This window comes from Haloactinomyces albus (assembly GCF_031458135.1).
GTDB classification, from domain to species: Bacteria; Actinomycetota; Actinomycetes; order Mycobacteriales; family Pseudonocardiaceae; genus Haloactinomyces; species Haloactinomyces albus.
In genome coordinates this window covers 4,681,031-4,707,513 of record NZ_JAVDXW010000001.1, presented here as the reverse complement: position 1 = coordinate 4,707,513, position 26,483 = coordinate 4,681,031, and the positions used below count along the sequence as shown (strand labels likewise).

Genomic DNA, 26,483 nt, shown 5'->3' with positions numbered 1-26,483 from the left:
CACGTTTCGGAGGTCACCACCTCGGTTAACCGATAAGTCCGGACGGACTCGCGTCAACGATGCAAGCCATCCCGAGATGAGGTGGTATCGATGCCGGAACCCGGCAGCCACAAGTACGACATCAAGCGGGCACGCTTGCGCAACGACTACGAAAAGCACGGTGTGCCCGACCAGCGCGCGGACGAGGCGGCCAGCGAACAACTCCACCGGGACAATCCCCTGCCGACCGATCCCCGGACAGGAGAACCGGCAGGAAGAAGTCACCCCGGTGAACCCGGTGCTCAAGGCGTGGAAAGAGACATCGAAGGCGGGGGAATCCAGCTGCGCAGCAGCACATTCAACGACCACACCCTGCTACCACTGCGATGCAGCCGGGACGGCGACAACGTCTCGCCGGCGTTGGTTTGGGAAGGGATTCCCGACGGGACCAGAGAGATCGCCCTGCTGTGTGAGGATCCGGATGCGCCGGGCGGCACCTTCGTGCACTGGCTGATGTCGCGGATCCCACCGGAAACCACCGGGCTGGCCGAGGGCCAGGCTCCCGAGGGGGCAATACGATCCCGCAACGGATTCGGGGAAGTCGGCTGGGGCGGACCGCACCCACCGGTCGGCGACGAGGCACACCGCTACTTTTTCCGGATCTACGCCGCCGATCAACCGTTGAAGCTCGGCGAGGAATCCACCCCGGATGACCTGCGCCAAGCGCTGTCGGGTTCCGAACTGGCCCGGGGCAACATCGTCGGACTCTACGAGCGGTGATCCCTACCGCATACCGCTTTCACGGGCAAGCTCCCACGCGGCGCGGCCGGGTTTTTTGCAGTTTCGCGCGAAACTGCAAAAAACCCGGCCCGGAGCGGGAACGCCCGGACAGCGCCGCGTGGGCAGCGGCCGGAAGCGTCGTGGCCCGTGCCACGGCTCAGGCCACGACGAGCGGCCGCAGAGTCCGGTAGGCGACCTCCAGGCCCGCCTGCACGTTCTCGACCGTGCCGGTCCAGATCGGGTCCTCGAGTTCGACGGAGACCACCCCGTCGTAGCCACCCTCGTAGAGAGCATCGACCAGGCTCCGCCAGTCGACCTCGCCGAGCCCCGGCGCTCGGTAACGCCACCATCCCGCCCCTTCCCGGTCGAGCACCGGCCCCGGGTAGCCGTAGCGGCAGCGCCGCTGCGGGAACACCTCGGCGTCTTTGGCCTGCACGTGCGCGACCCGATCGATGTAGGGACGCAGCGCCGCCACGGGGTCGATTCCCAGACCCAGCAGGTGCGAGGGGTCGTAGTTGAGGTACAGGCCGAGGTCGAACAGCCGCTCCCACAGTTCGGGGGCGTAGGCGAGGTTGCCGGGATGGCCGTCGGGGTGCCAGTCCTGCTTCGGGCAGTTCTCCACCATGAGCCGGATACCCTGCTCGCCTGCCCGCTCCACGAGCGGAGGGAAGATCTCCTCCGCCTCGGCGAGGTTCTCCGCGACGGTCTTACCCGGATCCCGACCGATGAACGTGCCCACCGGGGCACCGCCGAGCCTGCCCGCGGCGTCGATGCAGGCCTCCAGATGTCTGCGGACCCGTTCCCGCTCGCCCGGGTCCGGGTGCAGCGGGTTGTCGTAGTAGGCCAGTGCGGACAGCGTGCAGTCGTGCCGGGCGAAGTGCGAGCGCATCCACTCGGTGTCGCCCTCGGTGAGGTGCGTGACGTCGAGATGGCTCGGCGCGCCGCTGCCCGGTGGCCACGTGGCCACCTCGAGCGCCTCGAACCCGACGGTTTCGGCTCGCCGGAGAAGGTCGGTGAGGCTCTCCTCGGGCAGGGACGCGGTGAGCAGGCCGAGCTTCATGCTCCCGGACTACCCGGGTACACACCGCTCGCACACTCGGCAGTCGCCCCGGCCTGCCGGTCGCGCGAGCCTTCCCCGACTGCGGTGGTGTTCAGTCGCCGCTCGGGAAGGCCTCCGGCTCGGTATCGGCCTGCTCGACCGGGTGCAGGGGATGCAGTGCGGTGGTGTGATCGCAGTACAGCAACGCGTCGTAGCGGCGCCCCGGGACGGTGGGTACGTAGTTGCCTCGCCGCTCGACGTCCAGTTGGAAAATCACGCCGATCGCCCGATGATCGAGCACCTCCTGCGACCACCCGTTCCGGCTCTCCTGCCCGGGCGGGAAGACGAACAGGGCGTCCTCGCCACCACCTGCCTCGTGCAGCAGGGCTTCCAGGCTGCCGGTGCGAGCCTGCGGCACGGGCATCCTACGGACCGGCCCGTCCCAGTTGTCCGATGCGATGACGCTTCCCCGGTGAGTGGCGAAACCGACCAGCAGCACCCCGTCATCGGCATGGCGTTCCCGCGCCAACTGCCCGGTATTGACCATCCCGGCCGCGGCCATGTCGGTGGCCCTGGCATCACCGACGTGGGTGTTGTGCTCCCACACCACGGCCTTGGACCGCGCACCGTACTGGTCGAGCAGCCGGTCCAGCGTGTCGACCATGTGGCTGTCCCGGACATTCCACGACTCGGCCCCACCACGAACCATCGCCCGGTAGTAGCGCTCCGCGCCTGCGACGACCTCCGCGTTCTGCGCGGCGATGAACCGCTCGTCCAGGGCACCGGCACCGGACTGCGGGCCGGTATCGGCTGCCCGCATGTCCCGCAGCAGCGCCACGACCTCCGACTCGCAGCTCTCCGGCACCACCCGGCTCGCCAGCGCGTAGGACTGCGGGCTCTCCCCGTAGGGCTCGAAACAGCGCAGCGCTTCGCGAGCGGTCGACAGGTGCTCCGGCTCGTGCTCGGCCAAGTAATCCAGCACCGCACGCAGCGAATCCCACAGGCTGTAAACATCCAAGCCGTGGAAGCCGACCCGGTGCTGCGGCGGTAATCCCCGATTGTGAGCACGCAGCCAACGCGTGAATGCCACGACCTCCTCGTTGGCCCACATCCACGTCGGCCAGCGGGAGAAGGCATCCAGCGCCTCGCGTGGATCCTCCGGTGCACCGGTCGCGCCGACCACGCTGCAGTGCACGGTATGGCAGTCCGGCCAGTCCCCTTCGACCGCGACGAACGAGAAACCCTTCTCGGCGATCAAGCGCCGGGTGAGTTCCGCACGCCAGCGGTAGAACTCCGAGGTTCCGTGCGTGGCCTCCCCGATCAGGACCACTCGGGACGACCCCACCTGCTCCAGCAGCGGGTCCAGATCATCGGCGTCCCGCAATGGCCGCGCTTCTCGGCGGGCCTGCCCGCCCGTTTCCGTACTGGCCATTCTCGCCCCGTGCTTCCTCGGCTGTATCGGTCGCCGTGCCTCGGCCACGTCCCTCGCCCTGTCCCCGGCCGCATCGATCCGCCCTTTGCAGTACCCGCGGACAGCGGATCCGTAACCGTGCCCGAAGTGCGAGGACGGTCTCGACGAGCCCGCGTTGTATCCACAGGGGTGTCCACGATCGTCTTCGCTGCTGAAGGTCGGAGTCGGCCGTACAGTGACCTCGTGTTCGGCAAGCAACGGACCGCACCGGATCTCTGCCGAAAGGAGCACACCGCATGATCAGCGCCGAGGTACTCGTCGATGCGTTCGACCGGATCCGCGCGGCCGTCCACGAGGCGGTCGAGGATCTCACCCCGGACCAACTGGCGTTTCGGGTGGATTCCCGGGCGAACTCCATCGGCTGGCTGATCTGGCACCTGACCCGCATCCAGGACGACCACATCGCCGATGTCGCGCACACCGATCAGGTCTGGACCGCACAGAGCTGGGTGGATCGGTTCGAGTTGCCGTTCGATCGGCTGGACACGGGGTTCGGGCACACCCCCGAGGAGGTCGCTGCCGTGCGGGTCTCTTCCGGGGAACTCCTGACCGGCTACCACGATGCCGTCCACGAGCAGACGAAGCAGCACGTGCAACGCCTGACCGATGACGATCTCGAGCGGATCGTGGACTCCTCCTGGGATCCACCGGTCTCGCTCGGCGTGCGACTGGTGAGTGTGACCGCCGACGATCTGCAACATGCGGGACAGGCGGCCTTCATTCGTGGTATTGCCCAGCGCACCCACGCAGGATGAATACTTGTTAACCCGGCCCTTCCGGTTCGACGAGGAGCGTGCCGTCCCGATCGAGTTCGACTCGGGCACCCGGACTGTGACCCCGCCGGCACAGGACCGAACACATCCATCGGATGTCCGCAGTGGACGCGGGGTGCAGGCGCATCCGGCGAGCCTGGGTCACCGCGCTCCGCAGTCGAACCAGTCTGCCGCTGTCCGGTTCCACCTCGGGGAAGTACAGCAGGCGCAAGTCGTCCCGGTACCGCTCTTCCCCGGCGATGCCCTCGTAGTCGTCGATGAGGTCACCGCACCCGTAGAGAATGAGCCGGTCGCGGTACACCTCGATCGGCCGGGGATGGTGCGAGGAATGCCCGTGCACAACGGACACGCCGCCGTCGATCAGCCGACGCGCGAAGCGGACCTGGTCCTGCGGCACATGGTAGCCCCAGTTGGATCCCCAATGGACCGAGACGATCACGATATCGCCGGGTCGCCGCACATCCCGCAGCCGGTCGATGATCCCCTCGGCGGTGGCTTCGGAGAGATCGGGCAGCACATTCACTCCCGCACGATGCCCGGTCGCCGCCCAGTCCGGGGGAATGCCGCTGGATGTCGCTCCGCACGCAAGCACCACGAGCCTGCCGCCGCCGATGGGGATAACCGCGGGCTGCGAGGCTTGCGCGGTATCACGCCCTGCTCCGGCGTACCGCAGCCCGGCATCGGACAGAGCGTCGAGCGTGTCCGCCAATCCCCGGATGCCGAAGTCGAGGACGTGGTTGTTGGCGAGCACGCACAGGTCGGGCCTACCCGCCGCGACACAGGCCAGGTTGGCCGGACTCACCCGGTAGTGCACAGCCTTGTTGGGAGCGAAGTCGTCACATCGGGTGACGCTCGATTCCAGGTTGAGCACGCGAGCCGCGGGGGCGAAACCGTCGATGATTCCCAGCGCGTCTCCCCACGGCCAGGAGAAATCGACCGGGCGGGCGATGGGGGCGCTGACCTCTTCCGCGGCTCGGACGTAATAGCGCGCATCACTGATATGCGGTTCCCGCAGTTGCGGATCACCGGGCCGGGGCAGGATCTGGTCGACGCCGCGCCCGGGCATCACGTCGCCGCACAGAAGCACCGTCACCAGAGCCTCGGATACGGACATACCGGGCACATCGCCGATGCTACGTCCGACTTCCCCGTCGTGCTTTTCCCGGAGATGCATGCCGCTGCCACGGCCGATGCCGAAAAGCGAGGACGAGAAGTGCCGTAAGACCGGCCCAAACCCGGCTCTCGACGTCGTCCGGTGACGTTCAGTGACCGAAGACCTCGGAGTCGGGTTCCGGCTCCTCACCGCGGTCCAGTGCGCAGATCCGTGCGAGCTCGTCGGAGTCGAGAGCGAAGTCGAACACGTCGATGTTCTGCCGGATGCGCTGCTCATCGGCCGATTTGGGAACGGCGACCAGACCCAGCTCGATGTGCCAGCGCAGCACGATCTGCGCCGGAGTCTTGCCGTATCGCTGAGCCAGTTCGGTGATGACGGGCTCTTCCAGCAGGTCGCCGCCCCGCCCGATGGGGCTCCAGGATTCGGTGACGATGCCGTGTTCGGCGTGGTAGGAACGCAGGTCGGTACGAATGGCCTGGGGATGTAGCTGGATCTGGTTGACGTCGGGGACGACTCCGGTCTCGGCGAGGACCCGCTTCAGGTGAGCAGGCTTGAAGTTCGAGGTGCCGATCGCACGGACCCGGCCTTCTCGGAGCAGCTCCACGAGCCCTTGGAAAGCATCGACATAGCGATCCTGCTCCGGGTTCGGCCAGTGAATCAGCAGCAGATCGATGTAGTCCACACCCAGGCGCTCGGCACTGGCCTCGAAAGCGCTACGCGCACCCTCGATGCTGTGCCACGCGCGGTTGAACTTGGTGGTGACGAAGACGTCCTCGCGCGCAACGGCACTGGCCGCGATTCCCCGGCCGACCCCGACCTCGTTGCCATAGTTCTCGGCGGTGTCGAGCAACCGATAACCCGAGTCCAGAGCACGCCGGACGGCGGTTTCGGCACCCGCGTCGTCCAACGGCCAGGTGCCCAGCCCGAAACGCGGCATCCGCGTCCCGTTGATCAAGTCCACAGTCGGTGCGGCGGCAGTGTTCATGGCGACCATTTTCGCCGATCCCGTGCGACACGAAGCCACCTGGGCCCGAAGCGGGGATTCGACGGCATCATGGTCGGAGAGGAAACGGCAACGGCGAGTCCGGCAGGTGGTTCGCAGGTGAGTCAGACACGCGACAGGACCCAGCAGACCCGGCGGGAACAGCCCGCCCACGAGTATCGACCGAGCACGGACCCGCGGTACGACGTCGTCACGGGCGAGATCGCCCTGCAGGGCAGGACGGTGCGGTTCACCCACCCTCGCCAGGGCACGGACCTGCTCTACGAGGACGACATCGGCGACGAGCAGTTCCCGCCGTACTGGGCCGAACTGTGGCCCAGCGGCATCGAACTGGCATACGCGGTATCGGCTCGTACGCTCGATGGACAGTCGGTGCTCGAGCTCGGCTGCGGCCTCGGCTTGCCCAGCATCGCCGCGGCACTGGCCGGTGGGCACGTCCTGGCCACCGACCGGTCGGAGGACGCACTCGCATTCACCACCGCCAACGCGCACCGCAACGGCGCGGCCGTGGAAACCGCGGAAGGTTCCTGGGCACACCCGGAAGCACTGATCGCGCGGGGGCCGTGGCAGCTCGTCCTCGCCGCCGACGTGCTCTACGAGCAGCGCAACATCGCTTGGCTGCGCACGCTGCTGCCGGAGCTGGTCGACGCCTCCGGGGAGGTCTGGCTCGCCGACCCGCAGCGCCCGCACGCCGACACGTTCCTCGCCGAGGCCGCCACCGACTGGCACATCTCGACTTCCACCACACGGATCCCCACCGTGAACATCCACCACCTACAGCGCCGTTCGGGGTTGAAGTTCTAGGGAAAACCTCATCCGCGGTGTTTTTGCTGTCATGGCGATGTTGTCAGGGTTTTGTCCGTCGTTCGGGATCTCAGCAGGCATGTGTTGCATGGACTTGGTTTTTGTCTAAACTGAACTTATCGAGGCAATTATCAATACAGCCGTCCACCGGTGCTCCGGTGCCCCACTACCGGTGGTGTTCACACGCCACCGGGCCGTGCTCAGGTGAGGGTGAGCATGGTGGCGAAGGTCGCTGTGGTGACGAGAAGGGTCGAGCCCAGGCCGAGAAGGAAGGCCCGGGGACCGGTGCGGATCAGCGCGCGGATGCGTACCGAGCTGCCGAGCCCGAACAGCGCCCCGGTGAGCAGCACGGTGGTCACCTGCTCGGCGACGGCGAGCACCGTCTCGGGCAGGATGCCGCTGCTGCGCAGCAGGACGGCGGCGAGGAAACCGGCGACGAACAGCGGCATGACCGGCGGCCGGCGACCCCCGATTGCCGCGGACGTGCGCCGCTGCATCAGGCTGACGGCGGTGACCAGCGGCGCGAGCAGCACGACTCGGCTGAGCTTGACCACGACCGCGACGGCCACCGCAGCGGCACCGGCCGGGGAGGCAGCCGCGACGACTTGGGCGACTTCGTGGACGCTGCCGCCTGCGATACGGCCCAGTTCGGTGTCGGACAACCCCAGGCCGCTGCCGACGACCGGCAACACGAGCATCGCGAGAGTGCCGAAGATCGTCACCATGGCCACCGCAGTGGCCACGTCCTCGTCGTCGCGGTCGATGATGCTTTCCATCGCCGCGATCGCCGATGCACCGCAGATCGAGAAACCGGTGCCCACCAGCATCGACAGGCCCTGCGAGATCCCGAGCACCCGCCCGAGCACCAGGGTGCCCAGAAAGCTCGTGGCGACCAGGATCACCACCGCGACCAGCGTGCCCGCACCGAGCCCGAAAACCTGGCTCACGGCGAGCTGCAGCCCGAGAAGCACCACGCCCACTCGCAGAAATCGGCGCATCGCCCACGCCAGGCCGGGACGTGCGGATCTCGGGAACCCCGGCAGGTTTCCTGCGAGGATTCCCAGCGCAACCGCCACGGTCAAGGAACTCATGGCCGGTACCAGACCGGCAACAGTCAGGGAAGCCACGACCGCAACTCCGGTCACCACCAGGCCCGGCCACAACGAGGTCGCGACTGCGTTCCGCCGCACAGCACTCAACAGTTCGCTCACACGGCAAGCCTCATCGCCGAGCAGCCTGCTGCGTAGCCACGAACCACGCAGGACGTCATAGCCCACGTGCATGCCCAAGGACGCCCGGACACCGGATTCGGGCTTCCGGAACGGAAGAAAACCACCGGACTCACCCGGTGCGGTCACGCATACCTATCCTCGACGCATGACCGCGCCCGACTCCGAATCCCTTCGCCTGCTGGTCCTGATCAGCAACCTCGGCAGTATCGGAGCCGCCGCGGCCGAACTGCACGTCAGCCAACCTTCGGCGAGCAAGCGCTTGACCAGTCTCGAACGCAGGCTCGGTCTGAAACTCGTCACCCGCACCCGCCAGGGCTGCACGCTCACTCCGGCCGGTGAGATGGTCGCGGACTGGGCACAACAGGTCCTCGCCCACATCGACGGACTGATGAACGGTGTCCGCGCGCTCCGTGCCCAGCACGAATCCCGCCTGCGTGTCGCCGCGAGCATGACCATCGCCGAATACCTCGCTCCCGGCTGGATCAGCGCACTGCGCGGTGCCGTCGCCGATATCCACTTCGAACTCGACGTGGCCAATTCCGTCGCCGTCGCCGACTCCGTCCGGCACGGACACACCGACCTCGGCTTCGTCGAAACCCCGGTAGCTCCCGAAGGGGTTTCCGTGCGCTACGTGCTCGGCGACCGCATGGTCGTCGTCGCCCCGCCCGACCACCCCTGGGCACGACGCAGAAAACCACTGACACCGACCGAACTCGCCGCCACCCCGCTGATCGTGCGCGAACGCGGTTCGGGAACCAGGGAGACCCTCTACCGAGCTCTTGCCACCGTCGGCGCCGACCAGGTCGCACCGCTGCTGGAACTGCACTCCACGACAGCCGTCCGCAACTCCGTGGTCGCAGGCGCAGGCCCCTCCGTACTGAGCACGCTTGCCGTGGCCACCGACCTCGCGGAAGAGCGCGTCGTCGAAGTCCCGGTCGTCGACCTCGACCTGCACCGCCCCCTGCACGCCGTGTGGCGCGCGGGTCACCAGCTCACCGGGCCCGCAGCCGCACTCCTGGCCATCGCCATGCGCACACCCCGGTGAGCGGACTTCCCGAAATCACCCGGCGGTGTCCCGGCTCCTGTCGCCGTGCATCGGCTAGGTAGCGGCGGGATGGAAGTGTTGGTGCAGCAGCACGGCGATTTCCGGGCCGACCGGGGGATCGTCCTGGGCACCGATCCACATGTGAGCCTCGTGCTCGGCCAGGTCCACCTCGTCGGTGCCGGTCACGGTGACCGACCAGGTGTGCCGGCGGGTGTGCTTGCCGCTGTCGGAGGTGTAGTCGAACGCACCGAGGTAGCCGAGGACTCCGGAAACCACCAGGCCGGTTTCCTCGGTGACCTCGCGGCGCAGGGCGGTCATGAGGTCCTCACCGGACTCGACCGTCCCCGAGGGCAGTTCCCACGCGCCGCCCCGGGAGTCCTCCGCGGGCCGCCGCAACAGCAGGACGGCACCCGCGTCGTCGACGACCGCACCGACCGCCTGTTGCTCGATACCGTCTTCCGCGTCCAGCCGGAGCAGGTCGGTGATCTCGGGCAAACCCATGCTGTCTCTTCCTTCCCGGGACAGCGGGGCGCAAGCCCCGTTCCGGATGCCTGGAGGCAATTTCCGGGAGATCATCCTCGCCGCACCGGACGACGACTTCAAGGGTTCGATCGGTATCGGTGCCCGGGGGGGCATGCTCGGTGGAAGCCTGTTGCATCGCGGTCCGCCGAGTGTGCAGCTTTCCCGAAAAACCGAGCTCCCCTCCTTCGCGGCACAGTCGCCGACGCAGACCTTGGGGCTATTCTTCGGAGGTGAGGTCGACCAGGTCGGCGCCCATCGAGGTCAACGTCTTCGTGGTGCGCTCGCGGGAAAACGGCGGGGCGGAAACGACCCGATCGCTGGGCGCGTCGACGAAAGTGGGGATGTAGCCGACCCGGCTGATCCTCCAATCATCGTCGGTCGCCGGCGTGAACGTCACTTCGGCGATCACCCCGTCGCGATGCGGTGGGTTCGGGTCGGATGCGGAGACGTCCTGCTGGGACAGGAAGTTGCCCAGCCCGTAGAGCACCCACTGCCCGTCCGCGCGCTGCTCGATCGGCTGCACGACGTGGGCATGGTGGCCGACGATGAGATCGATGTACGGCGAGCGCAGCACCGCGTCGGCCACCCGCTGCTGGTAGGCCGAGGGCTGCTTGTTCATCTGTGTGCCCCAGTGCATGCTCACGGCGACGATATCGGCGCCTGCCCGGTCGGCGCGGCGCGCGTCGGCTCGGATCCGCTCCGGATCGATGAGGTCGACCGACCACGGTTCGGGCTTGGACAGTCCGTTGAGCCCGTAGGTGTAGGACAGGTGACCGAGCCGGAGTCCCTGGACGTTGTAGATCGTCGGTTGGCGTGCCTCGGTGCGACTGCGAGCGGTACCGGTGTGCCGGATTCCGTAGCGGTCCAATGCGGTGAGTGTGGACCGCACACCGGTGGCGCCGTAGTCCACGCTGTGGTTGGAGGCCGTGCTGCAGGCATCGTAGCCGACCGCACTTTCGGCTTCGGCCAACTGGGCAGGTGCGGAGAACTGTGGGTAGGAGGAGATCGTGGAGTTGTCCGCCGAGATCGGGGTCTCCTGGTGGCACACGGCCCAGTCGGCAGCGGAAATGATCGATTTCATGCCGCCGAGCATCGGCAGGAAGTCGTATCCTCGACCGTCGGCGTAGCGCTTCGCCCGGGCCAGCAGCTCGTCGTTGGGCAGCATGTCGCCGGTGAATATCACCCGGACGGATTCCGCCCGCTCCCGCTCACCGGTCTCCGCGGCCGGTGCGGGCGCGGCCTGGGGACCACCGGCACCGGCCATGGTCTCCTCCGGAGGTGGCGAGCATCCTGCCAGGATCAACAGGGCAGCCACCAGGGCAGACGCCACCTTCACCCCGCCCCCGCCGATGGCCACCCGACCCGACATCTTCACCCCTTGCGGCCGCGTATCAGGAGATCGCACTCCTACTGATGCAGCGAGGCTAAGTCCGGTGCACTGCCGCCGCAGCGCGATGACTTCTGTATCCGGATCGCAACGAAAGGCCGCCAAGCCCGCCACGGCTGGAGAGTCCACAATGCTCGGTATGCGGATCACAGCAGTACAGGGCGACATCACCGAGCAGGACCTCGATGCCGTGGTCAACGCCGCGAAATCCACACTCCTGGGTGGTGGTGGCGTGGACGGGGCGATCCATCGACGCGGCGGTCCGGAGATCCTCGATGCCTGCAAGCAGCTACGGGCAGGTGACTATCCGGATGGGCTCCCGACCGGGCAGGCGGTGGCCACCACCGCGGGCAAACTGCCGGCCCGGTGGGTCATCCACACCGTCGGACCGACCTATACCGCCTCCGAGGACCGCTCCGAACTGCTCGCCTCCTGCTTCAGCGAATCGCTGAAGGTCGCAGGCACTCTCGGCGCGAGAACCATCGCCTTCCCCGCCATCTCCACCGGTTCCTACTGCTATCCGGTCGAGGAGGCCGCGCGGATCGCCGTCCGGGCCGTCCACGACACACCCACCGAGGTCGATGTCGTGCGGTTCGTCCTCTTCGACGGTCACTCCCGTGATGCCTTCGCCGACGCTGTCCGGCATTACGGATGATGTTCCCGGCAACCACGCTTCTCTTCTGCTCAGCAGAAAGGGGGGTTGTCCTTGCCTCGGGGCGGGTGAAACGTCTGATCTCGCAACCGCAATGAAGCGCTCGAGGAGTGGAGATGGCTTTCCTCAATGAGGAGCTGTGGCGTGGCCGCGTGTTCACCGGGAAGTGGGAGCAGGTGAGCACCGAACGCGCGGTGATGGAACCGGCGACCGGAGCCGAGCTGGGTCGTGTCGGTCTCGCCAGTACCGAAGACCTGGAACGTTCCGCCGAGGCCGCCGCCCAAGCCCAGCACGACTGGGCCGCGATGCCGTTCACCGAGCGCGCCGCGATCCTGCGCCGAGCCGGCGAACTGTGGCGCGAGCACGCCGACGAACTTCGCCAGTGGCTGGTGCGCGAGGCAGGTAGCGCCCCCGGGAAAGCCGACTTCGAGCTGAGCGTGGCCGAGCAGGAGTGTTTCGAGGCGGCCGGGTTGCCGTCCCGATCCCAGGGTGAGCTGCTGCCCAGCGAGGCACCGCGGTTGAGCATGGCTCGCCGCGTTCCTGCCGGGGTGGTCGGGGTGATCGCGCCGTTCAACGCTCCGCTGATCCTGTCGATCAGGTCGGTGGCTCCCGCGCTGGCACTGGGCAACGCCGTGGTACTCAAGCCGGATCCGCGCACCGCGGTGTGCGGCGGTATCGCGCTGGCGCGGATTTTCGAGGAAGCCGGGCTGCCGCCGGGGGTGCTGCACGTGCTGCCCGGAGGTGCCGATGTCGGTGCCGGCCTGGTGGCCACCCCGGAAACCCGGGTCATCTCCTTCACCGGTTCCACACAGGCCGGTCAGTCGATCGGCGAGCTGGCGGGCAGGCATCTCAAGCGTGCCCATCTGGAACTGGGTGGCAACTCCGCGCTGGTCGTGCTCGACGACGCCGACCTGGACCGGGCGATGAGCACCGCGGCCTGGGGCTCGTTTTTCCACCAGGGCCAGATCTGCATGACCACCGGGCGACACCTGGTCCACACCTCGCTGTACGACGAGTACGTCGAACGGCTGGCCGACAAGGCCAAAAACCTCCCGGTCGGCAATCCCGCCACGGAGGAGGTCGCGCTCGGGCCGATCATCGACGCCGGCCAGCGCGACAAGATCCACGGCCTGGTCGAGGCCAGCAAGCGCGCGGGCGCACGGGTGGCCGCAGGCGGCGACTACGAGGACCTGTTCTACCGGCCCACGGTGCTCGCCGACGCCGGCCCGGGCGTACCCGCCTACGACGAGGAGGTCTTCGGTCCGGTCGCCCCCGTCGCGCGGTTTTCCACCGTGGACGAGGCGGTGGAACTGGCCTCGGCCAGCGAGTACGGACTGTCCCTGGGCATCCTCACCGCCGACACCGGCAGAGGGATGGCCGTGGCCGAGCGGATCCCCACCGGCATCGCCCACATCAACGACCAGACCGTCAACGACGAGGCCCAAGCACCGTTCGGAGGAGTCCGAGCTTCCGGCACCGGAGCACGCTTCGGCGGCGACCATGCCAACATCGAAGCCTTCACCGAAACCCGCTGGATCACCGTGCGCGGCGACATCGCGACCTACCCGTTCTGAGCCGAAGGCGTTCGACGGCAACTCCCGGTCTACGTCGCGAGGGCGAACGCCACGGGCATGGATTCATGGGCGTCCGTCGTGGGCACGGTGCCTCCGTCGGCATTCGGCGTATCGGGGGACGGCAGGAGTGCCAGGGCCGCGTTCAGCGAGGGCCGTCGCCGCGTGGGGGGCTCCGCGCTATCGGGGTCGGTCCGCGGCCACGGGATATCCGGGTCCACTGTGGGCCAGTCGATCCGCTCGGACGATCGCGGGGGCGGCACGCCTGCCTGGTCGGCACACGGTGGGCAGATCCTGCGCGCCGCGTCCTCGGGTGGCGTGGGGCCGAGCCGGCGGTGGACCGGCCCGGCCAGCCGATATCCACAGGCCGCCACCGGCAAGCCACCGTTCGCGGAAGCGGCCACGACGTGCCATCCGGATTCGTGAGCTTCGGACATCCAGGATCGCGGCACCGGTAAGGCCGTTTCCGACGCGCTCATGCCTGCCCCTTCCGGCGCGATGCCCGCGTGGACTCCGCTCGGTACTCATCCGGGTCTATGTCCGCATCGCGGGGCCAGGCCAGGTACATCCCCAGTCCGGTCAGGACGACGATGCCCGCCAGGAAGATCACGAATTCCATGTCATGCTCCGTTGGTGCTGGTCACTGCCGTGCGTGGTGGCTGCGGCCCCGGCCGGTCCCGTACGGACCCCACAGTGGGGATCTTCGGCAGATATCCGGTCCGGCTTGAGGGCGTCCTCGCCAGGCAGTGTTCGCACTGCCGGTGCTCGGCGGGGTACTGCCGGGATCAGCGGGGTTCGTCCGTGAGCACGATGCCGCGCGGAGTGACCTCGAAGGGGCGGACCCTGAGATCGTGGGTACTGCCGCGGGTCTTGAGGACGGTCACGCTGCGGTACATGATGGATTCGGCGGGAACGTATTGCAGGAGCACCACGTTGTCGGCGAGATTGGAGGCAGCCCTGTCCGTCAGACTGGTCACCCCGAACAGGTGGCGGACTTCGTAACTCATCATGACGCTGACATTGTTCCGGGAACACCGGTGCAGCAGGGCGTAGAGAGACTCGTCGAATCCGGAGGGGTCATCGGCAACACTTTCCAGATCGTTGAGGGAGTCGATGAACAGTCGCCGTGCTCCGGTCCGCTCGATGGTGTCCAGAAGATCGTATACCCACTCGTCGAGGTGGACCTCGACAGGAGGCCGGTACTTGAGGGTGATTCCCTCGGTATCGAACGACCACCCGAAACCGTGCAGGACCTGCTCGAGCTGTGTGGGATCTTCCTGGAAGGTCGCCATCAGCCCGTGGTCACCCTGGTCCACGCCGCCGAAGAGGAAGTGCAGGCCCATCAGGGTCTTGCCGACGCCGGTCGGTCCTGCCATGAGTGTCGACGAACCGATGCGATATCCCTCGTCGAGCATGTCATCGAGAGCCTGGACCCCGGAGGAGGCGCGTTCCCGGTCGGGCGAGTAGACGGCGTGCTCGCCGACACCGGTGAGACGGGGGTAGACCTCCAAACCCTCGTGGGAAAGGCTGTAGGTGTGACTGCCCGAAAGGAAGTCCCCACCGCGCAGCTTGCGTACCTGTATGAAGTTGGCGGATCGCTTCTGAAAACGTTGGTTGCTCAATTCGATGATGCTGTCGGCGATGGCGAATTCGGGGGCACTGGCCATTTCGCTTTCCTCGTACTCACCGAGCCAGAGCACTGTGACGGGAAAGACGCTCTGCGTCGCGGCCAGATCATACAGGAAATTACGGAATTCGATGCTGCTCGCCGCGTAGGAACTCAGCGCTTTGAAACTGTCGATGACGAGGATCCCCGGCCGGTAATCGCGGATGAATTCTTTGACGCGCTCGCCCACGCCGGCCAGGCCGTGCTTGACCAGGGTGGTGCCGAGCTCGTCGTAGACGACGCCGTTGCCGATGAAGGCGGGATCGAAGAACGAGAGGGCCTGGACGTAGCGCAGGATCTTCTCGAACGGTTCGGAGGCCGTGGACAGGTACAGTGCCGGGCGCTGTGGATCGGCGTTGCTGAACACGCACTGCTGGGCCAGCATCGTTTTGCCCGTGCCGGGCAGCCCCATGATGAGGTTGATCGCGTTCGCGGGCAGACCACCGCCGGTCACTTCGTCCAGCCGCGGGTTACCGCTCGGAATCCGGTCCATCATCGTTACTCTGTCTCGCGGGATACGCTGCTTTCCAGCAGCTCGTGGACTGTGGTGACAAGCTGCAGCGGCTCGATGGGCTTTTGCAGGAAGGCCGAAGCACCCACCTCGAACGCGGTCTCGGCCGAGGCCAGCGAGGAGATCGCCACCACCGCTGTTTCGGTGCGTTCGAGCAACTGCGAGCACAACCGTTGACCACGCACCCCGGAGATGAGCAGGTCCACGATCGCCACATCCGGTGCGCGCTCGGTCGCGGCCTCGAGCGCTTCCTCCGCGCTGAACACCGCCTTCACCTCGTAGCCCTCGATTCGCAGGAAGTGCTCGATGAGCTCTGCAGAGTAGGGGTCGCGCTCCGCCAACAGGATCAACACCTTGCCTTCCACGGGTATCACCCTCCGACCCCGCCTCCGGCGAGGCGCTCGCCCTGCGGATACGCGCCCCCCTGCCAAACCCCGAAGACAACCACTCCGTCACCAGGGTTGACGACTCGGCGCGAGCACGCAACCACAGGCGAGCCCGCGGCAACGACCATCCCGATGCGGGCCATCGCTGCTACGATGAGCTCAAGCGCTCGGATACGCCGTCCCGGGTACACCCGGGTATGCCCCAACCCGGGCATCCCCCGGACAACCAGGTCCCCACTCGTCCCGCAGGCCATGTCTCACCCCGCAGACCGGCGATCATGCCAGTCGCCGTGCTTGCCCCACCAAGCACGGCAGAAGCCGGCGAGCAATGCTCACTTGCCTCCGCACCCGGGAAACGATGTCTGATCACATGGACCGCAGGAATCCGTCCGGCGACGGAGACGGGAACAGCTCCTCGTTGCCGGACATCGAGAACCCGATCGCCACGACACCGGAGCAGGCGGTCTTCGCACTGGACCCGCAGGGGATCGTGCGCAGCTGGAACGACTACGCCGCGAAGATCGAAGGGTATCGCGGCGAGGAAATCATCGGGCGGCATTTTTCCGTGTTCCACCCGCAGGACCAGGTTGCTGCGGGACGCCCGGACCGGGAACTGGCCCAAGCCATGCACAACGGCTTCCACCTGGATCAAGGCTGGCGCCTGCGCAAGGACGGAACCCGGTTCTGGGCGCACATCGCGATCACGGCGCAGCGATCGAATGACGGCAGCCTGTACGGTTTCATCGAGGTGATTCGAGACGAGAGCGAGGTGCGGGCCCGCCATCAGCGATCGAGCAGGCGGTTCACCGATTTGTTCGATCTCGCTCCGGTCGGCATCGGCTTGTTCAACGAGTCCGATCGCCTGCTCCACGCCAACAACGCCCTGTGCAACCTCTTGGGCTACCGGCTGGACGAGCTACACGGGAAAGCAGGCTCCGAGCTGCTGCTCTCGGAAGAGCCCGCGGAAGGCATCATCCCGGGACCGCACACATCGCTCTCCCTCCACGACCACGCGTCGGTGTTCCAGCGAACGCTGGTTCGCTCGGATGGTCGATCGGTGATCTGCGAAATGCACAGCGCAGAATCGATGGAGGACGACGGCAGCCCCTTCTGGCAGGTGGTGTTCCAGGATGTCACGGAGCAGCGCCGCCATACCGACATGCTGCATCACCGGGCCACCCATGACGAGCTGACCGGATTGCCCAACCGGGCGGGCATCAACGAACGACTCGACGAGCTGCTCGGCCACTGTGAACCCGGCAATATCGCCGTACTGTTCTGCGATCTGGACAACTTCAAGCGAGTCAACGACTCGCTCGGTCACGAGGCAGGCGATGAACTGCTCGTGGCACTGGCTCGGCGCCTGACCACGGGATTGCCGTCCGCGTGCACTGCCGCGCGGCTCTTCGGTGACGAGTACCTGATCATCTGCTCCGATCTCGATGCTGTCGGCGGGCTCGAGGAGCTCACCACGCGGACCTCGGAGCTGCTGCACACAGTGGTCCCGATACGGAACCAACTGATCACGGCCTCGGCTTCGATCGGGGCCGCGATCATCACGGACCCGGACACGACCGGCGAGGACCTGCTGCGGTTCGCCGATGCGGCGATGTTCACGGCCAAGAGCCACAGCCCCGGTTCCGTATCGATCGCCAACCGGGAACTGATCAGCTCGCTCGGCCAGCAAGTGCAGCTGGAGGGGCAACTGCGCGAGGCGCTGCACAACGATGAGCTGACACTGCAGTACCAGCCGATCGTGGACAGCGACGGATCCGTCCTTCTGGCCGAAGCGCTGGTCCGGTGGCCGCACCCGCACCGCGGGCTTCTCGGACCGGGCACCATCCTGCCGGTGGCGGAGCAAGGCAACCTGCTGGGTGAGCTCGACCGCTGGGTCCTGCGCACAGCACTGCGCGAGGCGGCGAACTGGCCCACGGTGTTCGGCAGGCCCGTCCGAGTCGCGGTCAATCTGAGTGGTCTGTTACCGGACGACGCGCACTTCCTATCCGAGATTTCCGGCATCATCGAGGAATGCGACATCGACGGGAGCCGGGTCGTGCTGGAGGTGGTGGAGAGCTCCCTGGGTGATCTCACCGAACGGCCCCGTGCGGACATGGCCAAGCTGACCGAACAGGGCGTGTGGTTCGCCGTGGACGATTTCGGCACCGGCTACTCCTCGTTGAAGCGGCTGCGGGACCTGCCGACGCACGTCCTCAAAATCGATCGCGCGTTCGTTTCCGGCGTCGAGCACGATCCCGCCGACTTCGCGATCGTGCGGGCCGTGGTGGAGATGAGTGTCGGGATGCGGCGCCGCTGCATCGCCGAGGGCGTGGAAACCGTCGAACAGTTCCACATGCTGCAGAGCCTGGGCGTGGACGCGTTCCAGGGATTCCTCTTCTCGCCCTCGATACCGGCCGCCGACTTTCGAGCCCTTCTCGATCGGGGATCGATTCCCCTGCCGGAAGCCGGCTGAGGAGAGGTTCGACACCGAGTTCCCGACCGCCTGTGCTCGCCATTACGATGACCATGGCTGTGTCCGGCGATGCACGGCGAGAGGATCGGTGATGACGGCCGGGTACGCGGTTGTCGATGTGGAGACCACCGGCTTTCGTGCGGGCGGGCACGATCGTGTCGTCGAAGTGGCCGTCGTGCACCTCGACCCGGCGGGCACGGTCACCGGCGAGTGGTGCACCGTGGTGAACCCACAGCGGGACCTGGGGCCGCAGCACATCCACGGGATCACGGCCTCGGAAGCGCGGCGGGCTCCGGCCTTCGCCGACATCGCGGCCGAACTCGCCACGCAGTTGGCCGGACGAGTCATGGTCGCCCACAACCTGCCCTTCGACCTGCGATTCCTCACTGCGGAATACGCGCGGATGGGCATCGACGTCCCACTGTCGACCACATCCGGCCTGTGCACCATGGAGCTGTCCGACCGCTACCTGTGGGCCACGGCCCGCTCGCTGGCCGCGTGTTGCGAGGCGGCGGGCGTCGCGCTGACCGACGCGCACTCGGCGCTGCACGATGCCCGTGCCGCTGCCGGGCTGATGACGTGCTTTCTCACCCGGACACAGCCCGCGCCACCCTGGCGGGAGCTCGTCCGCGACGCCGCCCGGGCACCGTGGCCGCTGGTGCCCGCGGGAACGGGGCGACTGCTGCGGCGCGGCACCGGTCGCCAAGCACCGTCCGCGCCCCCTGCCCCTGCCGCGTGGGAAGACATCCGCCTCACCGCCGGGGATCTCGTGGTGTTCACCGGAGAAACCCACCGACCCCGCGAGGTGTGGGAGCAGCGAGCACAGGCGGCCGGACTCACCGTCCAGGGCCACGTCACGAAGAGAACCCGCCTGGTCATCGCCGCCGACCCCGACTCCCAGTCCCTCAAGGCCCGCAAAGCCCGCGACTACGGCATCCCGATCGTCACCGAAGACGCGTTCACCGAACTGATCGGCCAGGCGGCACCGAAACCCGCCTGAGCGGCCGCCGAGAGGGACAAGCGATGGGCGCACCACGGCCAGTGGGCCCGGGAGTGGTCCGGTTTCACGACTCCCCGGAAACGGGTGCGTGATTGATCGCGGACAGGGCCTCGTTGACCTCGAAGATCTTGCCGTTGACGGCGCTGATCCCGAAACCGCTCAACCGCTCGGTGTGCTTGTCCAGGTAACGCTGCGCGGTCTCGTACGAGTCGAACAGGTAGATACCACCGGCCTCGCCCGCGTCGCGGTTCTCCGTCCAGACCTTCCAGCGGAAGCCGGGCTCGTCGTTGATGCTCTCGGCCAGCTCGGCGAAGGCCTCCGCCATCGCAGCCCCGAACGGGCCGTCGGTGGGAAAGTCCATCTGCAGCACACAGGGCATCGTCCGGCACTCCTTTACCCGCTGGAAAACACGGTGCATTCTCCCCCACCACCAGTACTGCAACGAAGAAGCCCCGGCAGTCCGGAGGACGGGTCGTGCCCGGGTCGCCCACCGGGCGGTGGGGGTTGAAGTTTTGGGGGAAACTTCACCCCCCCCGAACCAATCCGATCACTCGTCTCGTGCACGCCGGTCGTATTTGGCTTTGCTCAACCGCCCGGACTCGATCCCGATCCGTTCGGCACTTTCCAGGATGGACCGGATGTTGCCGGTCTTTCTCTTGTGTCCCAGGAGGTTCAGCGTGGTCTTGTACAGCTCGTCGGTGGAGATGATCCGCCGCTCCGAGAGAGCGTGGCACATGGCATTGACGATCTCCTCCGGGCAGATCTCCTCGAGGGAGCGGTCGCCGGGAAGCTGGCGGGACTTCCGGAAACCCCGCCAGGTCTCCGGATTCAGGTGCTCCGGCCACACGTACGTGCCGAGCTCGGACTCGCGGCGGGTGAGGTGCACCGGCAGGCGCTGCAGCACCGCCTCGACCCGCGGGCTCCTGGCCCGCTGGAAGCCGAAGCACTCCAGCACCAGCCGTGCCAGCCGCCATTCCTCCACGGGTCCTTCCGCGTTCGTGACCTCCTCGAGCAACTGCCGGACCAGTCGCCGCACTCGCGGGTCCCGGTCGAGGTCGTTGAGATCCTCCTTGGAGCCGATGAGACCGGGTTCGTATGCGGCAAAGGGATCTCCGGGTCCCGGAACTGCTGTCTCGTCGGGCAGCACTTCCACCTGTGGTTCCTGTGCTCGTGGCGCCTCGACAGGCGGTGCCGGAGCTGCTCGCACGGGAGTGGGGCCGTCGCGCACCTCGGTGACGTCGTCGACCTCGCCAACATCACCGGACTCGATCCCGTCCTCCGGCGGGAAGTCCGGGAAATCCTCCCCCACTGCACCGGCTGCCGGAGATCCCGCACCGGAGTCCTGCTGCCACTCCTCCGACGGCTCGGGGTTGGTGAGTGTTCCCGAGAGCTTCGCTCCCCCGGCATCCGATTCCTCGGATGCCCGCTCTCCGGCATCCGGATCCCGGGAGCCCGGCTCCCCGAGCTCCAAATCCCCGGTGTCGAACGCTGCTTCCGGTTCCTCGGAAGCAGTCGCCCGGTCCATCGCCTCGTCGATTGCCTCCAGCACCGCCGCACGGTCGCTGATCCAGGCGGGCAGCCAGAGCCGCACGACTCCCGGCCAGCCCATGATCGACTCGAGCAGTCGCGGCGCGGCATCCCGGTCGGCCACCGTGGGTCGTTGTGCCCATTCGGGGCCGTCGAGCAGGATCGCCACCTGCCTGCGCCGGCTACCGGGTACGCACACAGCGAGATCCACGGTGAAGTGCGACAGCCCGTACCGCGTCGCCACCTCGTAACCCCGCTCACGCAGCGCCGCCGCGATGTCGGTGAGGATCTGATCGTCCCGGCGCTGCCGCTGAGCGCTGAGCTCTCCGATGCGCTCGGTTCCGTTGACGGCCATGTCCAGATAGGCACGCAAGTGCCGCAGCCCCACGGAGTTCGTGCGGTTGAGATCGATATCGGCGGGGTCGAAGGAGCTGAACAGGAGGACCTGGCTGCGTGCCCGCGTGATCGCGACGTTGAGCCGCCGCTCCCCGCCCACCTTGGTGAGTGGCCCGAAGTTCAGGGGCAGTCTGCCGGTTCCCGGGTCGACGGAAAACGCCAGGGAGAACAGCACCACGTCGCGTTCGTCACCCTGCACGTTCTCCAGGTTCTTGACGAACAGCGCCTCGCCGTCCTCGCGGGCGAGCGCGGTCTGGATGCGCGGGTCGTCACTGCTTTCGAGCAGGTTCAGCAGCAGGTCACGCTGCTGAATGTTGAACGTCACCACGCCGATCGAGCGGTCCTGCGTGGCCGGATCGGCCAGCATCCGGGAAATCTCGGTGATGATCTCGGTGGCTTCGATGTCATTGGTGCGGCTCGCCCGGTTTCCCCGGTCGTACACTCCCGCCACGCGGCGTGCCGACACCCCGTTGTGCGGCCCGCTTCCGGGCGAGGGCAGGCTCGCCAGTTGCCCCTCGTAGTAGTACGCGTTGGAAAACGAGATCAGCGTCTCGTCGGAACTGCGGTAATGCCAGGTCAGCCACACCTGCGGGAGCCCGGATTCGACGCACTCGGTGAGAATGCTGTCCATGTCCTCGGCAACGGCATCAGCCTCGTCATCGCCGGTGTCGTCGTCCCCGTGACCGGTTTCCATCATGCTGGTCGGAGGCATCTGCTTGGAGTCCCCCACCACCACGACCGAGCGTGCCCGGCCCATCGCCCCGACCGCCTCGGCCACCCGGATCTGCGAGGCCTCGTCGAAGACGACGAGATCGAACTGCACGGCGTCCTGATCGAGGAAGTTGGCCACCGACGCCGGGCTCATCAAGAAGCAGGGCGTCAGCCCGGTGATGGTGTCGGGGTAGCGGGCCAGCATGTCCCGGAACGACAGGCCGCTGCGCTTCCGCTCCAGCTGCCGCACGAGCTCACCGTCGCGGCTCGACGTGTCGGTGCTCACCGGCGGCCGGTTCCGGAGCACGTCGCTTGCCAGCTTCTCCGGTGTGATCCGGCGCAACCGCGCGCCCGCGTCGAGGTATTCCTGTACTTCGTGCGTGTGTGCGGCCCCGTCGAAGAAATGCAGGTCCGCATGGGACAGTCGCTCGTCGAGGGCGGTGGTGGCCTGTCCGCGCTGGAATGCTTCGTCGGCGTCGCGGGCGAGGATCTCGCCGTCCAGAAGCTGCCGGACGAACGCGGACAGTCCGGCGGCCTCGAGCGTGTCGGCCCTGGTCAGCACCGCGCTCCAGCGGTCCAGCGGCAACAATCCGGAGGCGTGCAGCTCGTCGGCCCACGCCGCGCCGTCACGGTCCCAGGCTGCCGTCCAGTCCTGTCCTCGCCTCCACCGCGCGAACTCGGTCTCTCTCGTGGCGAGCATCCCCAGCCAGTGCCGCCAGGACTGCGCGATCAGCTCGAGCTCGGCACACGGCAACTGCCCTGCGAACCGGGAGTAGAGGGTGGCCAGGTTCGGATGGTGCAGGCGCACCTGCCGCCAGGTGACCGCGTGGCCGCGGGCGGCTTCCAATGCCTGCAGCGCCTGGGGGTGGGTCGGCCGCCATCCCGGTGCGAGCCGGAGCCCGCCGAGTTCGAGCACGTGCTGCATGACTTCGCCCGCCGCCGACCGGGCGGTTTTCGCGGCGGTGAGCAGGTCGCAGACGGTGTCCTCGGTGACCTCGTCGGCGTCGGCGATGTGCGGGCGCACCCGCTCGAGCACGTCCCGGCGTTTCTTCTTCTTGCGCCACATCGTGCGCTGTGCCGCCTCGGCCTCGGCCTGCCAGGTGTCGAGTTCGGGATGCTCGAACAGGTCGGGGGCGAACACGCGCAGCACGTGCTGATGCTCGTCGTGGAACCGGCGCAGTGCCTGGTGCGCCGCGTCGAAGCCCGCGTCCCAGCCGGGCCGCAGCGTGGGTTCGGTGTTCGCGGCGTCCGTCGGGTAGCCGCCCGCGGCGAGGCGGGCGGCTCCGAGGGTGGCGGCGAGTGCTCCCGGACCGGCCAGTTCGCCGACAGCGGTGCGCAGTGGCTCGGGAAGTCGGTGCAGCGCCGCACGTGCCTGCTCCAGCTCGGTCGCTGCGGACCGGAAGGCCTCGGCCGCCGCCGGATCGACCGAGCGCAGGCCGCTGATCCGCCACGGATGCTCGGGGCGGGTCCGCGCCGAGCCCAGCACGGTCGGCAGTTCCCGGGCGACGTGCTCGACGGCGAGGCGCTGCTGCTCGGGCAGCGCGAGGAACGAGCGCGGGAGATCGGCCACCGGGCCGTGTCCGAGTGCCAGCACGGCTTCGTGGGCCGACCACACCGAATATCCCGCCACGTTGCGCTCGTGCACGTGCTGCGGGTGGCGTCGCAGGGTTTCCAGACGCTTGCGGAAGGCCGTCTCGGCTGCGGTGAACGTGTGGGTGTCGCTGTCCGCCTCGTGCCGCAGCGCGTCCTTGAGCTGCTGTTTGATGGTGGGCAGCGACTGCTTCCTGCCGTGCAGGTCGAGGCAGAACCGGTCGAACCCGATATCGGTGAGGCGGCGCTTGACCACGTCGAGTGCGGCCTGCTTCTCGGCCACGAACAGGACTTTCCTGCCTGCGGCGATCGTGTGGGCGATGAGGTTGGTGATGGTCTGCGACTTGCCCGTTCCCGGCGGTCCCTCCAGGACGAACGAGCGCCCTTGCTCGGCCATCGCGACGGCTTTCATCTGCGAACCGTCCGCCGGAATGGGCAGGTGCAGCGCCGATTCGTCGACCGTGACGTCGCCGTCTGCCTGCGGGTCCCGGAACGGGCTTCCCGGGGTTTCGACCAGGTGCCGGACGACGGGATTGTCCATCATCGTGCGCCAGTTGCCGGTGAGGTCACGCTGCATCTGGGCCGTCGAGAACTGCAGCAGCCGCAGGCTCGCGGTGGAGTCCACCCGGTGGTGCAGGTCGTTGTCGACCAGGCGGCGCGAGATCATCGCCAGGGTGTGGGGGATGTCGATGCCGGAGTCGTCGGTCGCGGGGCTTTCCAGCTCCGGGATCCGCAGCGAGTGCTTGACGCGCAGCCATTCGATGAGGCTGTAGTTCGGTGCCGCGAGTTCGTCGCCGTCGATGACGATCGCATACGGCTTGTTTCCGGTACCGCCTTCGATGCGGACGGGAAGGAGGAACAGCGGGGCCCGCGCCTCGCCGCTCTTGTCCCGGTGCACGAGAGCGCCCAGCGTCAGGTACAGGTAGTTGCTGCCCGTTTCCTGCACCATCGTCCTGGCGTCGCGCTGCAGCGCGCGCATGCGCCTGACGTAGTGCTCCTCGGAGACGTGCCCGTACACGGCGTGGTCCGCGGTGAGCCGGTCGGCGAGCACCGTGTCGTCGAGGTCCTGGGCGCGGCGGATCCCCGCGAGCTCGTGCACGCCGCTGATCCGGTCCTGCGGGAGAACGGTGATCGATTCGTGCCGGTGCACGAGATCGTCCAGCGATGCCAGCGCACCCTCGGGCACGTGCAGGTCCAGCCCCTTGCCCCTGGCGGGAAGCTTCAACAGCGGGTTGCGCAGGCTCAGGTCGAGGAGGCGGCGCCGCCACTGCTCGATACGGGGTGGCGCCTCCGGGAGGGGGTCACGCGGGCCGTCGTCCTCGCCGGTCGATGCCTCGGTGGTGACGAACTCGTCCGGCAGTGCGATCGCCGGCCCCGCAGCGGGTTCGAGCACCACGGTTTCCTCGTCCTGCGCCTCCTCGGGGAGACGGTCTCCCGAGGGCAACGGCCTGATCCCTGAACGGTGCGCGAGATGGATGTCGATGGCACCCCGCAGGTCCCGGTGCGGTGAGCGCACCTGCCCGAGGCCCGCCGTCACGGCCTGCGTGAAGGTCATCGACTCCGTTCCGGGGCCGGTGCTGGTGAGCTCGACGGGCGCCACGGTGCCGGACTCGACGAGGTTGACGATGTGATTCGCCTCCAGCGAGACCGTCTCCGGCAGTTGGCTCGGCTGCCGGAAGAAACCCGCGAACGCGTGGCCTTCGGTGATGACGATCAGCGAGTGCAGTCCCGCCGCTTCCAGGCACGCCGCGTAGGTGACCGACAGGTCGATGCAGTTGCCCAGCCGGTCGGCGAGCACGCCCGCCGTGGTGCGCACCTTCTGGCCGGTGTCCTCGAAGGAGGCGGGCATGCCGACGTAGGTGATCGACTCGCCGCGCAGTGCCTCGTAGATCGCGCCGGCGATCAGGCTCGCGCGCTCCGGACCGGACTGGTACCCCTCGAGGGCGCCGGCTCCCGTCTTCTCCTCGATCAGAGTCGCCGCACTCCGCAGGATGCGGGAGACAGCGGTGGTGCTCGGTTGCACGAACGCGGCGATCGAGTCGTAGAGCGCGGGCGAGTTGAACCACTCGTTGTGCGCCAGCACCTCACACGGTGCCGTCAGTTCCGTGCTCCGCTCCCCGGCCGAGTGCACCGTGACGGCATAGTGCGCGGGAAACGCCTCGTCGGTGTGGGCCAGCGCGGCAGGGTCCGGCTCGAAGTCGGCGAAGGTGTCCCAACTGACGTGGGAGCCCGCGGCGATGGAGGTCACCCGGCGCTGCCACGGTCCGGCGAGTCGCCCGTTCGGGCCGACCAGCTCCATCGTGACGTCGAGGTCGCGCAGTTCGCCGCCGGTGAGGTTGTCCACCACGACACGCCGGACGATCGGCACCCGGTTGTGCACCAGGGCGTAGTTGAGCGCGGGCGGGTACTGCAACGCCAGGCGCAGTCGATCGTCCGAGTGCTCGGCCTCGGCGAAGGGCGCGTCATTCATCGAACCTCCTGCGGGGAAGGGCACGGGCACAGCAGTACCCGCACCCCTGCACAGACAACGGGACACGACGTCATGCCCGGCAGTCAGTCGGCCTGGGCGACGACGGAAAGCGGTCGCTTCCGAGTATCGTGACCGCTGCCCGCGCTGTAATGGGGGTTTATGGATTCGTTGCGACTCTGTGCAGCGGTTTTGTGAGGCTCCCGACACGGTTTCCGGATGGCGGGACGGTGGCGATCGCGATTCGTGCTCCGCGCCACATGCCGATGTGTGCGGAGCCTTGAGCTTGAGCAGGACACAGGTGTCGAGAGGAACGCGATCACCGCTCGGGAACCGTCCACGCTGCTTCGGTCGGCGCCTCGATCGGTCTGCGTCCAGTGCGCTATC

At 67.6% G+C, this 26,483-nt stretch carries 21 protein-coding genes; 8 read left to right on the top strand and 13 right to left on the bottom strand.

Annotation, left to right across the window (positions count from 1 at the left end; genetic code table 11):
- Positions 1–90: 90 nt before the first annotated feature.
- A complete protein-coding gene (locus JOF55_RS21980) occupies positions 91–759 on the top strand; it encodes a YbhB/YbcL family Raf kinase inhibitor-like protein (RefSeq protein ID WP_310277706.1) in 669 nt (222 codons plus the stop codon).
- A gap of 157 nt (positions 760–916) precedes the next feature.
- Here JOF55_RS21980 and JOF55_RS21975 read toward each other — a convergent pair whose 3' ends face one another.
- Both JOF55_RS21975 and JOF55_RS21970 read right to left on the bottom strand, forming a co-directional pair.
- Complete coding sequence (locus JOF55_RS21975) at positions 917–1,819, bottom strand: sugar phosphate isomerase/epimerase family protein (protein ID WP_310277702.1); 903 nt, start codon at positions 1,817–1,819, stop codon at positions 917–919.
- 91 nt (positions 1,820–1,910) lie between these two features.
- A complete protein-coding gene (locus JOF55_RS21970; protein WP_310277700.1) occupies positions 1,911–3,230 on the bottom strand; it encodes an erythromycin esterase family protein in 1,320 nt (439 codons plus the stop codon).
- 275 nt (positions 3,231–3,505) lie between these two features.
- On the opposite strand from JOF55_RS21970, the gene JOF55_RS21965 reads away from it, so the two are divergent.
- Positions 3,506–4,024 carry a mycothiol transferase gene (locus JOF55_RS21965; RefSeq protein WP_310277698.1) on the top strand — a complete coding sequence of 173 codons (519 nt, stop codon included), beginning with the start codon at positions 3,506–3,508 and terminating at the stop codon, positions 4,022–4,024.
- 7 nt (positions 4,025–4,031) lie between these two features.
- Here JOF55_RS21965 and JOF55_RS21960 read toward each other — a convergent pair whose 3' ends face one another.
- Complete coding sequence (locus JOF55_RS21960) at positions 4,032–5,156, bottom strand: CapA family protein (protein ID WP_310277695.1); 1,125 nt, start codon at positions 5,154–5,156, stop codon at positions 4,032–4,034.
- Between the two features lie 148 nt (positions 5,157–5,304).
- A complete protein-coding gene (locus JOF55_RS21955; protein WP_310277693.1) occupies positions 5,305–6,141 on the bottom strand; it encodes an aldo/keto reductase in 837 nt (278 codons plus the stop codon).
- A 117-nt stretch (positions 6,142–6,258) separates the two neighbouring features.
- Here JOF55_RS21955 and JOF55_RS21950 point away from each other — a divergent pair, with 117 nt between their 5' ends.
- Entirely contained in the window at positions 6,259–6,963 is a 705-nt protein-coding gene (locus tag JOF55_RS21950) for a class I SAM-dependent methyltransferase (protein ID WP_310277690.1), read from the top strand.
- A 200-nt stretch (positions 6,964–7,163) separates the two neighbouring features.
- Here JOF55_RS21950 and JOF55_RS21945 read toward each other — a convergent pair whose 3' ends face one another.
- Entirely contained in the window at positions 7,164–8,321 is a 1,158-nt protein-coding gene (locus tag JOF55_RS21945; RefSeq protein WP_310277687.1) for a YeiH family protein, read from the bottom strand.
- A gap of 19 nt (positions 8,322–8,340) precedes the next feature.
- Between JOF55_RS21945 and JOF55_RS21940 the strand changes: the two genes are divergently transcribed.
- The gene (locus JOF55_RS21940; RefSeq protein WP_310277684.1) at positions 8,341–9,240 is read left to right on the top strand and encodes a LysR family transcriptional regulator; all 900 of its coding nucleotides are present in this window, start codon (positions 8,341–8,343) and stop codon (positions 9,238–9,240) included.
- A 54-nt stretch (positions 9,241–9,294) separates the two neighbouring features.
- On the opposite strand, the gene JOF55_RS21935 is transcribed toward JOF55_RS21940, so the two are convergent.
- Positions 9,295–9,741: an NUDIX hydrolase gene (locus JOF55_RS21935; protein WP_310277679.1), complete on the bottom strand. Its 447-nt coding sequence runs from the start codon at positions 9,739–9,741 to the stop codon at positions 9,295–9,297.
- Positions 9,742–9,979: 238 nt separating this feature from the next.
- Positions 9,980–11,131 (bottom strand): CapA family protein, encoded by a 1,152-nt coding sequence (locus JOF55_RS21930; RefSeq protein ID WP_310277677.1) that lies wholly within the window; start codon positions 11,129–11,131, stop codon positions 9,980–9,982.
- 157 nt (positions 11,132–11,288) lie between these two features.
- On the opposite strand from JOF55_RS21930, the gene JOF55_RS21925 reads away from it, so the two are divergent.
- On the top strand, positions 11,289–11,804 hold the full coding sequence (locus JOF55_RS21925) for an O-acetyl-ADP-ribose deacetylase (protein ID WP_310277674.1): 516 nt from the start codon (positions 11,289–11,291) through the stop codon (positions 11,802–11,804).
- Positions 11,805–11,917: 113 nt separating this feature from the next.
- A complete protein-coding gene (locus tag JOF55_RS21920) occupies positions 11,918–13,375 on the top strand; it encodes a benzaldehyde dehydrogenase (RefSeq protein WP_310277671.1) in 1,458 nt (485 codons plus the stop codon).
- Positions 13,376–13,404: 29 nt separating this feature from the next.
- On the opposite strand, the gene JOF55_RS21915 is transcribed toward JOF55_RS21920, so the two are convergent.
- From JOF55_RS21915 to JOF55_RS21900, 4 genes are all read right to left on the bottom strand, one after another.
- Entirely contained in the window at positions 13,405–13,851 is a 447-nt protein-coding gene (locus tag JOF55_RS21915) for a hypothetical protein (RefSeq protein ID WP_310277668.1), read from the bottom strand.
- Positions 13,848–13,991, bottom strand: coding sequence for a hypothetical protein (locus JOF55_RS21910; RefSeq protein ID WP_310277665.1), 144 nt, complete (start codon positions 13,989–13,991; stop codon positions 13,848–13,850). Before JOF55_RS21910 ends, JOF55_RS21915 begins: the two co-directional genes overlap by 4 nt.
- A 166-nt stretch (positions 13,992–14,157) precedes the next feature.
- Complete coding sequence (locus JOF55_RS21905) at positions 14,158–15,531, bottom strand: ATPase domain-containing protein (protein WP_310277662.1); 1,374 nt, start codon at positions 15,529–15,531, stop codon at positions 14,158–14,160.
- Between the two features lie 5 nt (positions 15,532–15,536).
- A complete protein-coding gene (locus JOF55_RS21900; protein WP_310277659.1) occupies positions 15,537–15,914 on the bottom strand; it encodes a response regulator in 378 nt (125 codons plus the stop codon).
- A gap of 379 nt (positions 15,915–16,293) precedes the next feature.
- Here JOF55_RS21900 and JOF55_RS21895 point away from each other — a divergent pair, with 379 nt between their 5' ends.
- Positions 16,294–18,405, top strand: coding sequence for a putative bifunctional diguanylate cyclase/phosphodiesterase (locus tag JOF55_RS21895; RefSeq protein ID WP_310277656.1), 2,112 nt, complete (start codon positions 16,294–16,296; stop codon positions 18,403–18,405).
- Positions 18,406–18,496: 91 nt separating this feature from the next.
- Positions 18,497–19,405, top strand: a complete 909-nt coding sequence (locus JOF55_RS21890; RefSeq protein WP_310277654.1) for an exonuclease domain-containing protein — start codon at positions 18,497–18,499, stop codon at positions 19,403–19,405.
- Between the two features lie 64 nt (positions 19,406–19,469).
- On the opposite strand, the gene JOF55_RS21885 is transcribed toward JOF55_RS21890, so the two are convergent.
- Positions 19,470–19,784, bottom strand: a complete 315-nt coding sequence (locus JOF55_RS21885) for a monooxygenase (protein ID WP_310277651.1) — start codon at positions 19,782–19,784, stop codon at positions 19,470–19,472.
- Between the two features lie 168 nt (positions 19,785–19,952).
- Positions 19,953–26,099 carry an anti-phage protein ProA gene (proA, locus tag JOF55_RS21880; protein ID WP_310277648.1) on the bottom strand — a complete coding sequence of 2,049 codons (6,147 nt, stop codon included), beginning with the start codon at positions 26,097–26,099 and terminating at the stop codon, positions 19,953–19,955.
- Positions 26,100–26,483 lie beyond the last annotated feature (384 nt).

Excerpts from the sequence above, each read along its gene's own strand:
- JOF55_RS21915 (WP_310277668.1), bottom strand. The coding sequence starts at position 13,851 with ATGAGCGCGTCGGAAACGGCCTTACCGGTGCCGCGATCCTGGATGTCC.
- JOF55_RS21925 (WP_310277674.1), top strand. The coding sequence starts at position 11,289 with ATGCGGATCACAGCAGTACAGGGCGACATCACCGAGCAGGACCTCGAT.
- JOF55_RS21895 (WP_310277656.1), top strand. The coding sequence starts at position 16,294 with ATGTCTGATCACATGGACCGCAGGAATCCGTCCGGCGACGGAGACGGG.
- JOF55_RS21885 (WP_310277651.1), bottom strand. The coding sequence starts at position 19,784 with ATGCCCTGTGTGCTGCAGATGGACTTTCCCACCGACGGCCCGTTCGGG.
- JOF55_RS21910 (WP_310277665.1), bottom strand. The coding sequence starts at position 13,991 with ATGGAATTCGTGATCTTCCTGGCGGGCATCGTCGTCCTGACCGGACTG.
- JOF55_RS21890 (WP_310277654.1), top strand. The coding sequence starts at position 18,497 with ATGACGGCCGGGTACGCGGTTGTCGATGTGGAGACCACCGGCTTTCGT.
- JOF55_RS21960 (WP_310277695.1), bottom strand. The coding sequence starts at position 5,156 with ATGTCCGTATCCGAGGCTCTGGTGACGGTGCTTCTGTGCGGCGACGTG.
- JOF55_RS21955 (WP_310277693.1), bottom strand. The coding sequence starts at position 6,141 with ATGAACACTGCCGCCGCACCGACTGTGGACTTGATCAACGGGACGCGG.
- JOF55_RS21930 (WP_310277677.1), bottom strand. The coding sequence starts at position 11,131 with ATGTCGGGTCGGGTGGCCATCGGCGGGGGCGGGGTGAAGGTGGCGTCT.
- JOF55_RS21980 (WP_310277706.1), top strand. The coding sequence starts at position 91 with ATGCCGGAACCCGGCAGCCACAAGTACGACATCAAGCGGGCACGCTTG.
- proA (WP_310277648.1), bottom strand. The coding sequence starts at position 26,099 with ATGAATGACGCGCCCTTCGCCGAGGCCGAGCACTCGGACGATCGACTG.
- JOF55_RS21935 (WP_310277679.1), bottom strand. The coding sequence starts at position 9,741 with ATGGGTTTGCCCGAGATCACCGACCTGCTCCGGCTGGACGCGGAAGAC.
- JOF55_RS21940 (WP_310277684.1), top strand. The coding sequence starts at position 8,341 with ATGACCGCGCCCGACTCCGAATCCCTTCGCCTGCTGGTCCTGATCAGC.
- JOF55_RS21905 (WP_310277662.1), bottom strand. The coding sequence starts at position 15,531 with ATGGACCGGATTCCGAGCGGTAACCCGCGGCTGGACGAAGTGACCGGC.
- JOF55_RS21970 (WP_310277700.1), bottom strand. The coding sequence starts at position 3,230 with ATGGCCAGTACGGAAACGGGCGGGCAGGCCCGCCGAGAAGCGCGGCCA.
- JOF55_RS21965 (WP_310277698.1), top strand. The coding sequence starts at position 3,506 with ATGATCAGCGCCGAGGTACTCGTCGATGCGTTCGACCGGATCCGCGCG.
- JOF55_RS21920 (WP_310277671.1), top strand. The coding sequence starts at position 11,918 with ATGGCTTTCCTCAATGAGGAGCTGTGGCGTGGCCGCGTGTTCACCGGG.
- JOF55_RS21975 (WP_310277702.1), bottom strand. The coding sequence starts at position 1,819 with ATGAAGCTCGGCCTGCTCACCGCGTCCCTGCCCGAGGAGAGCCTCACC.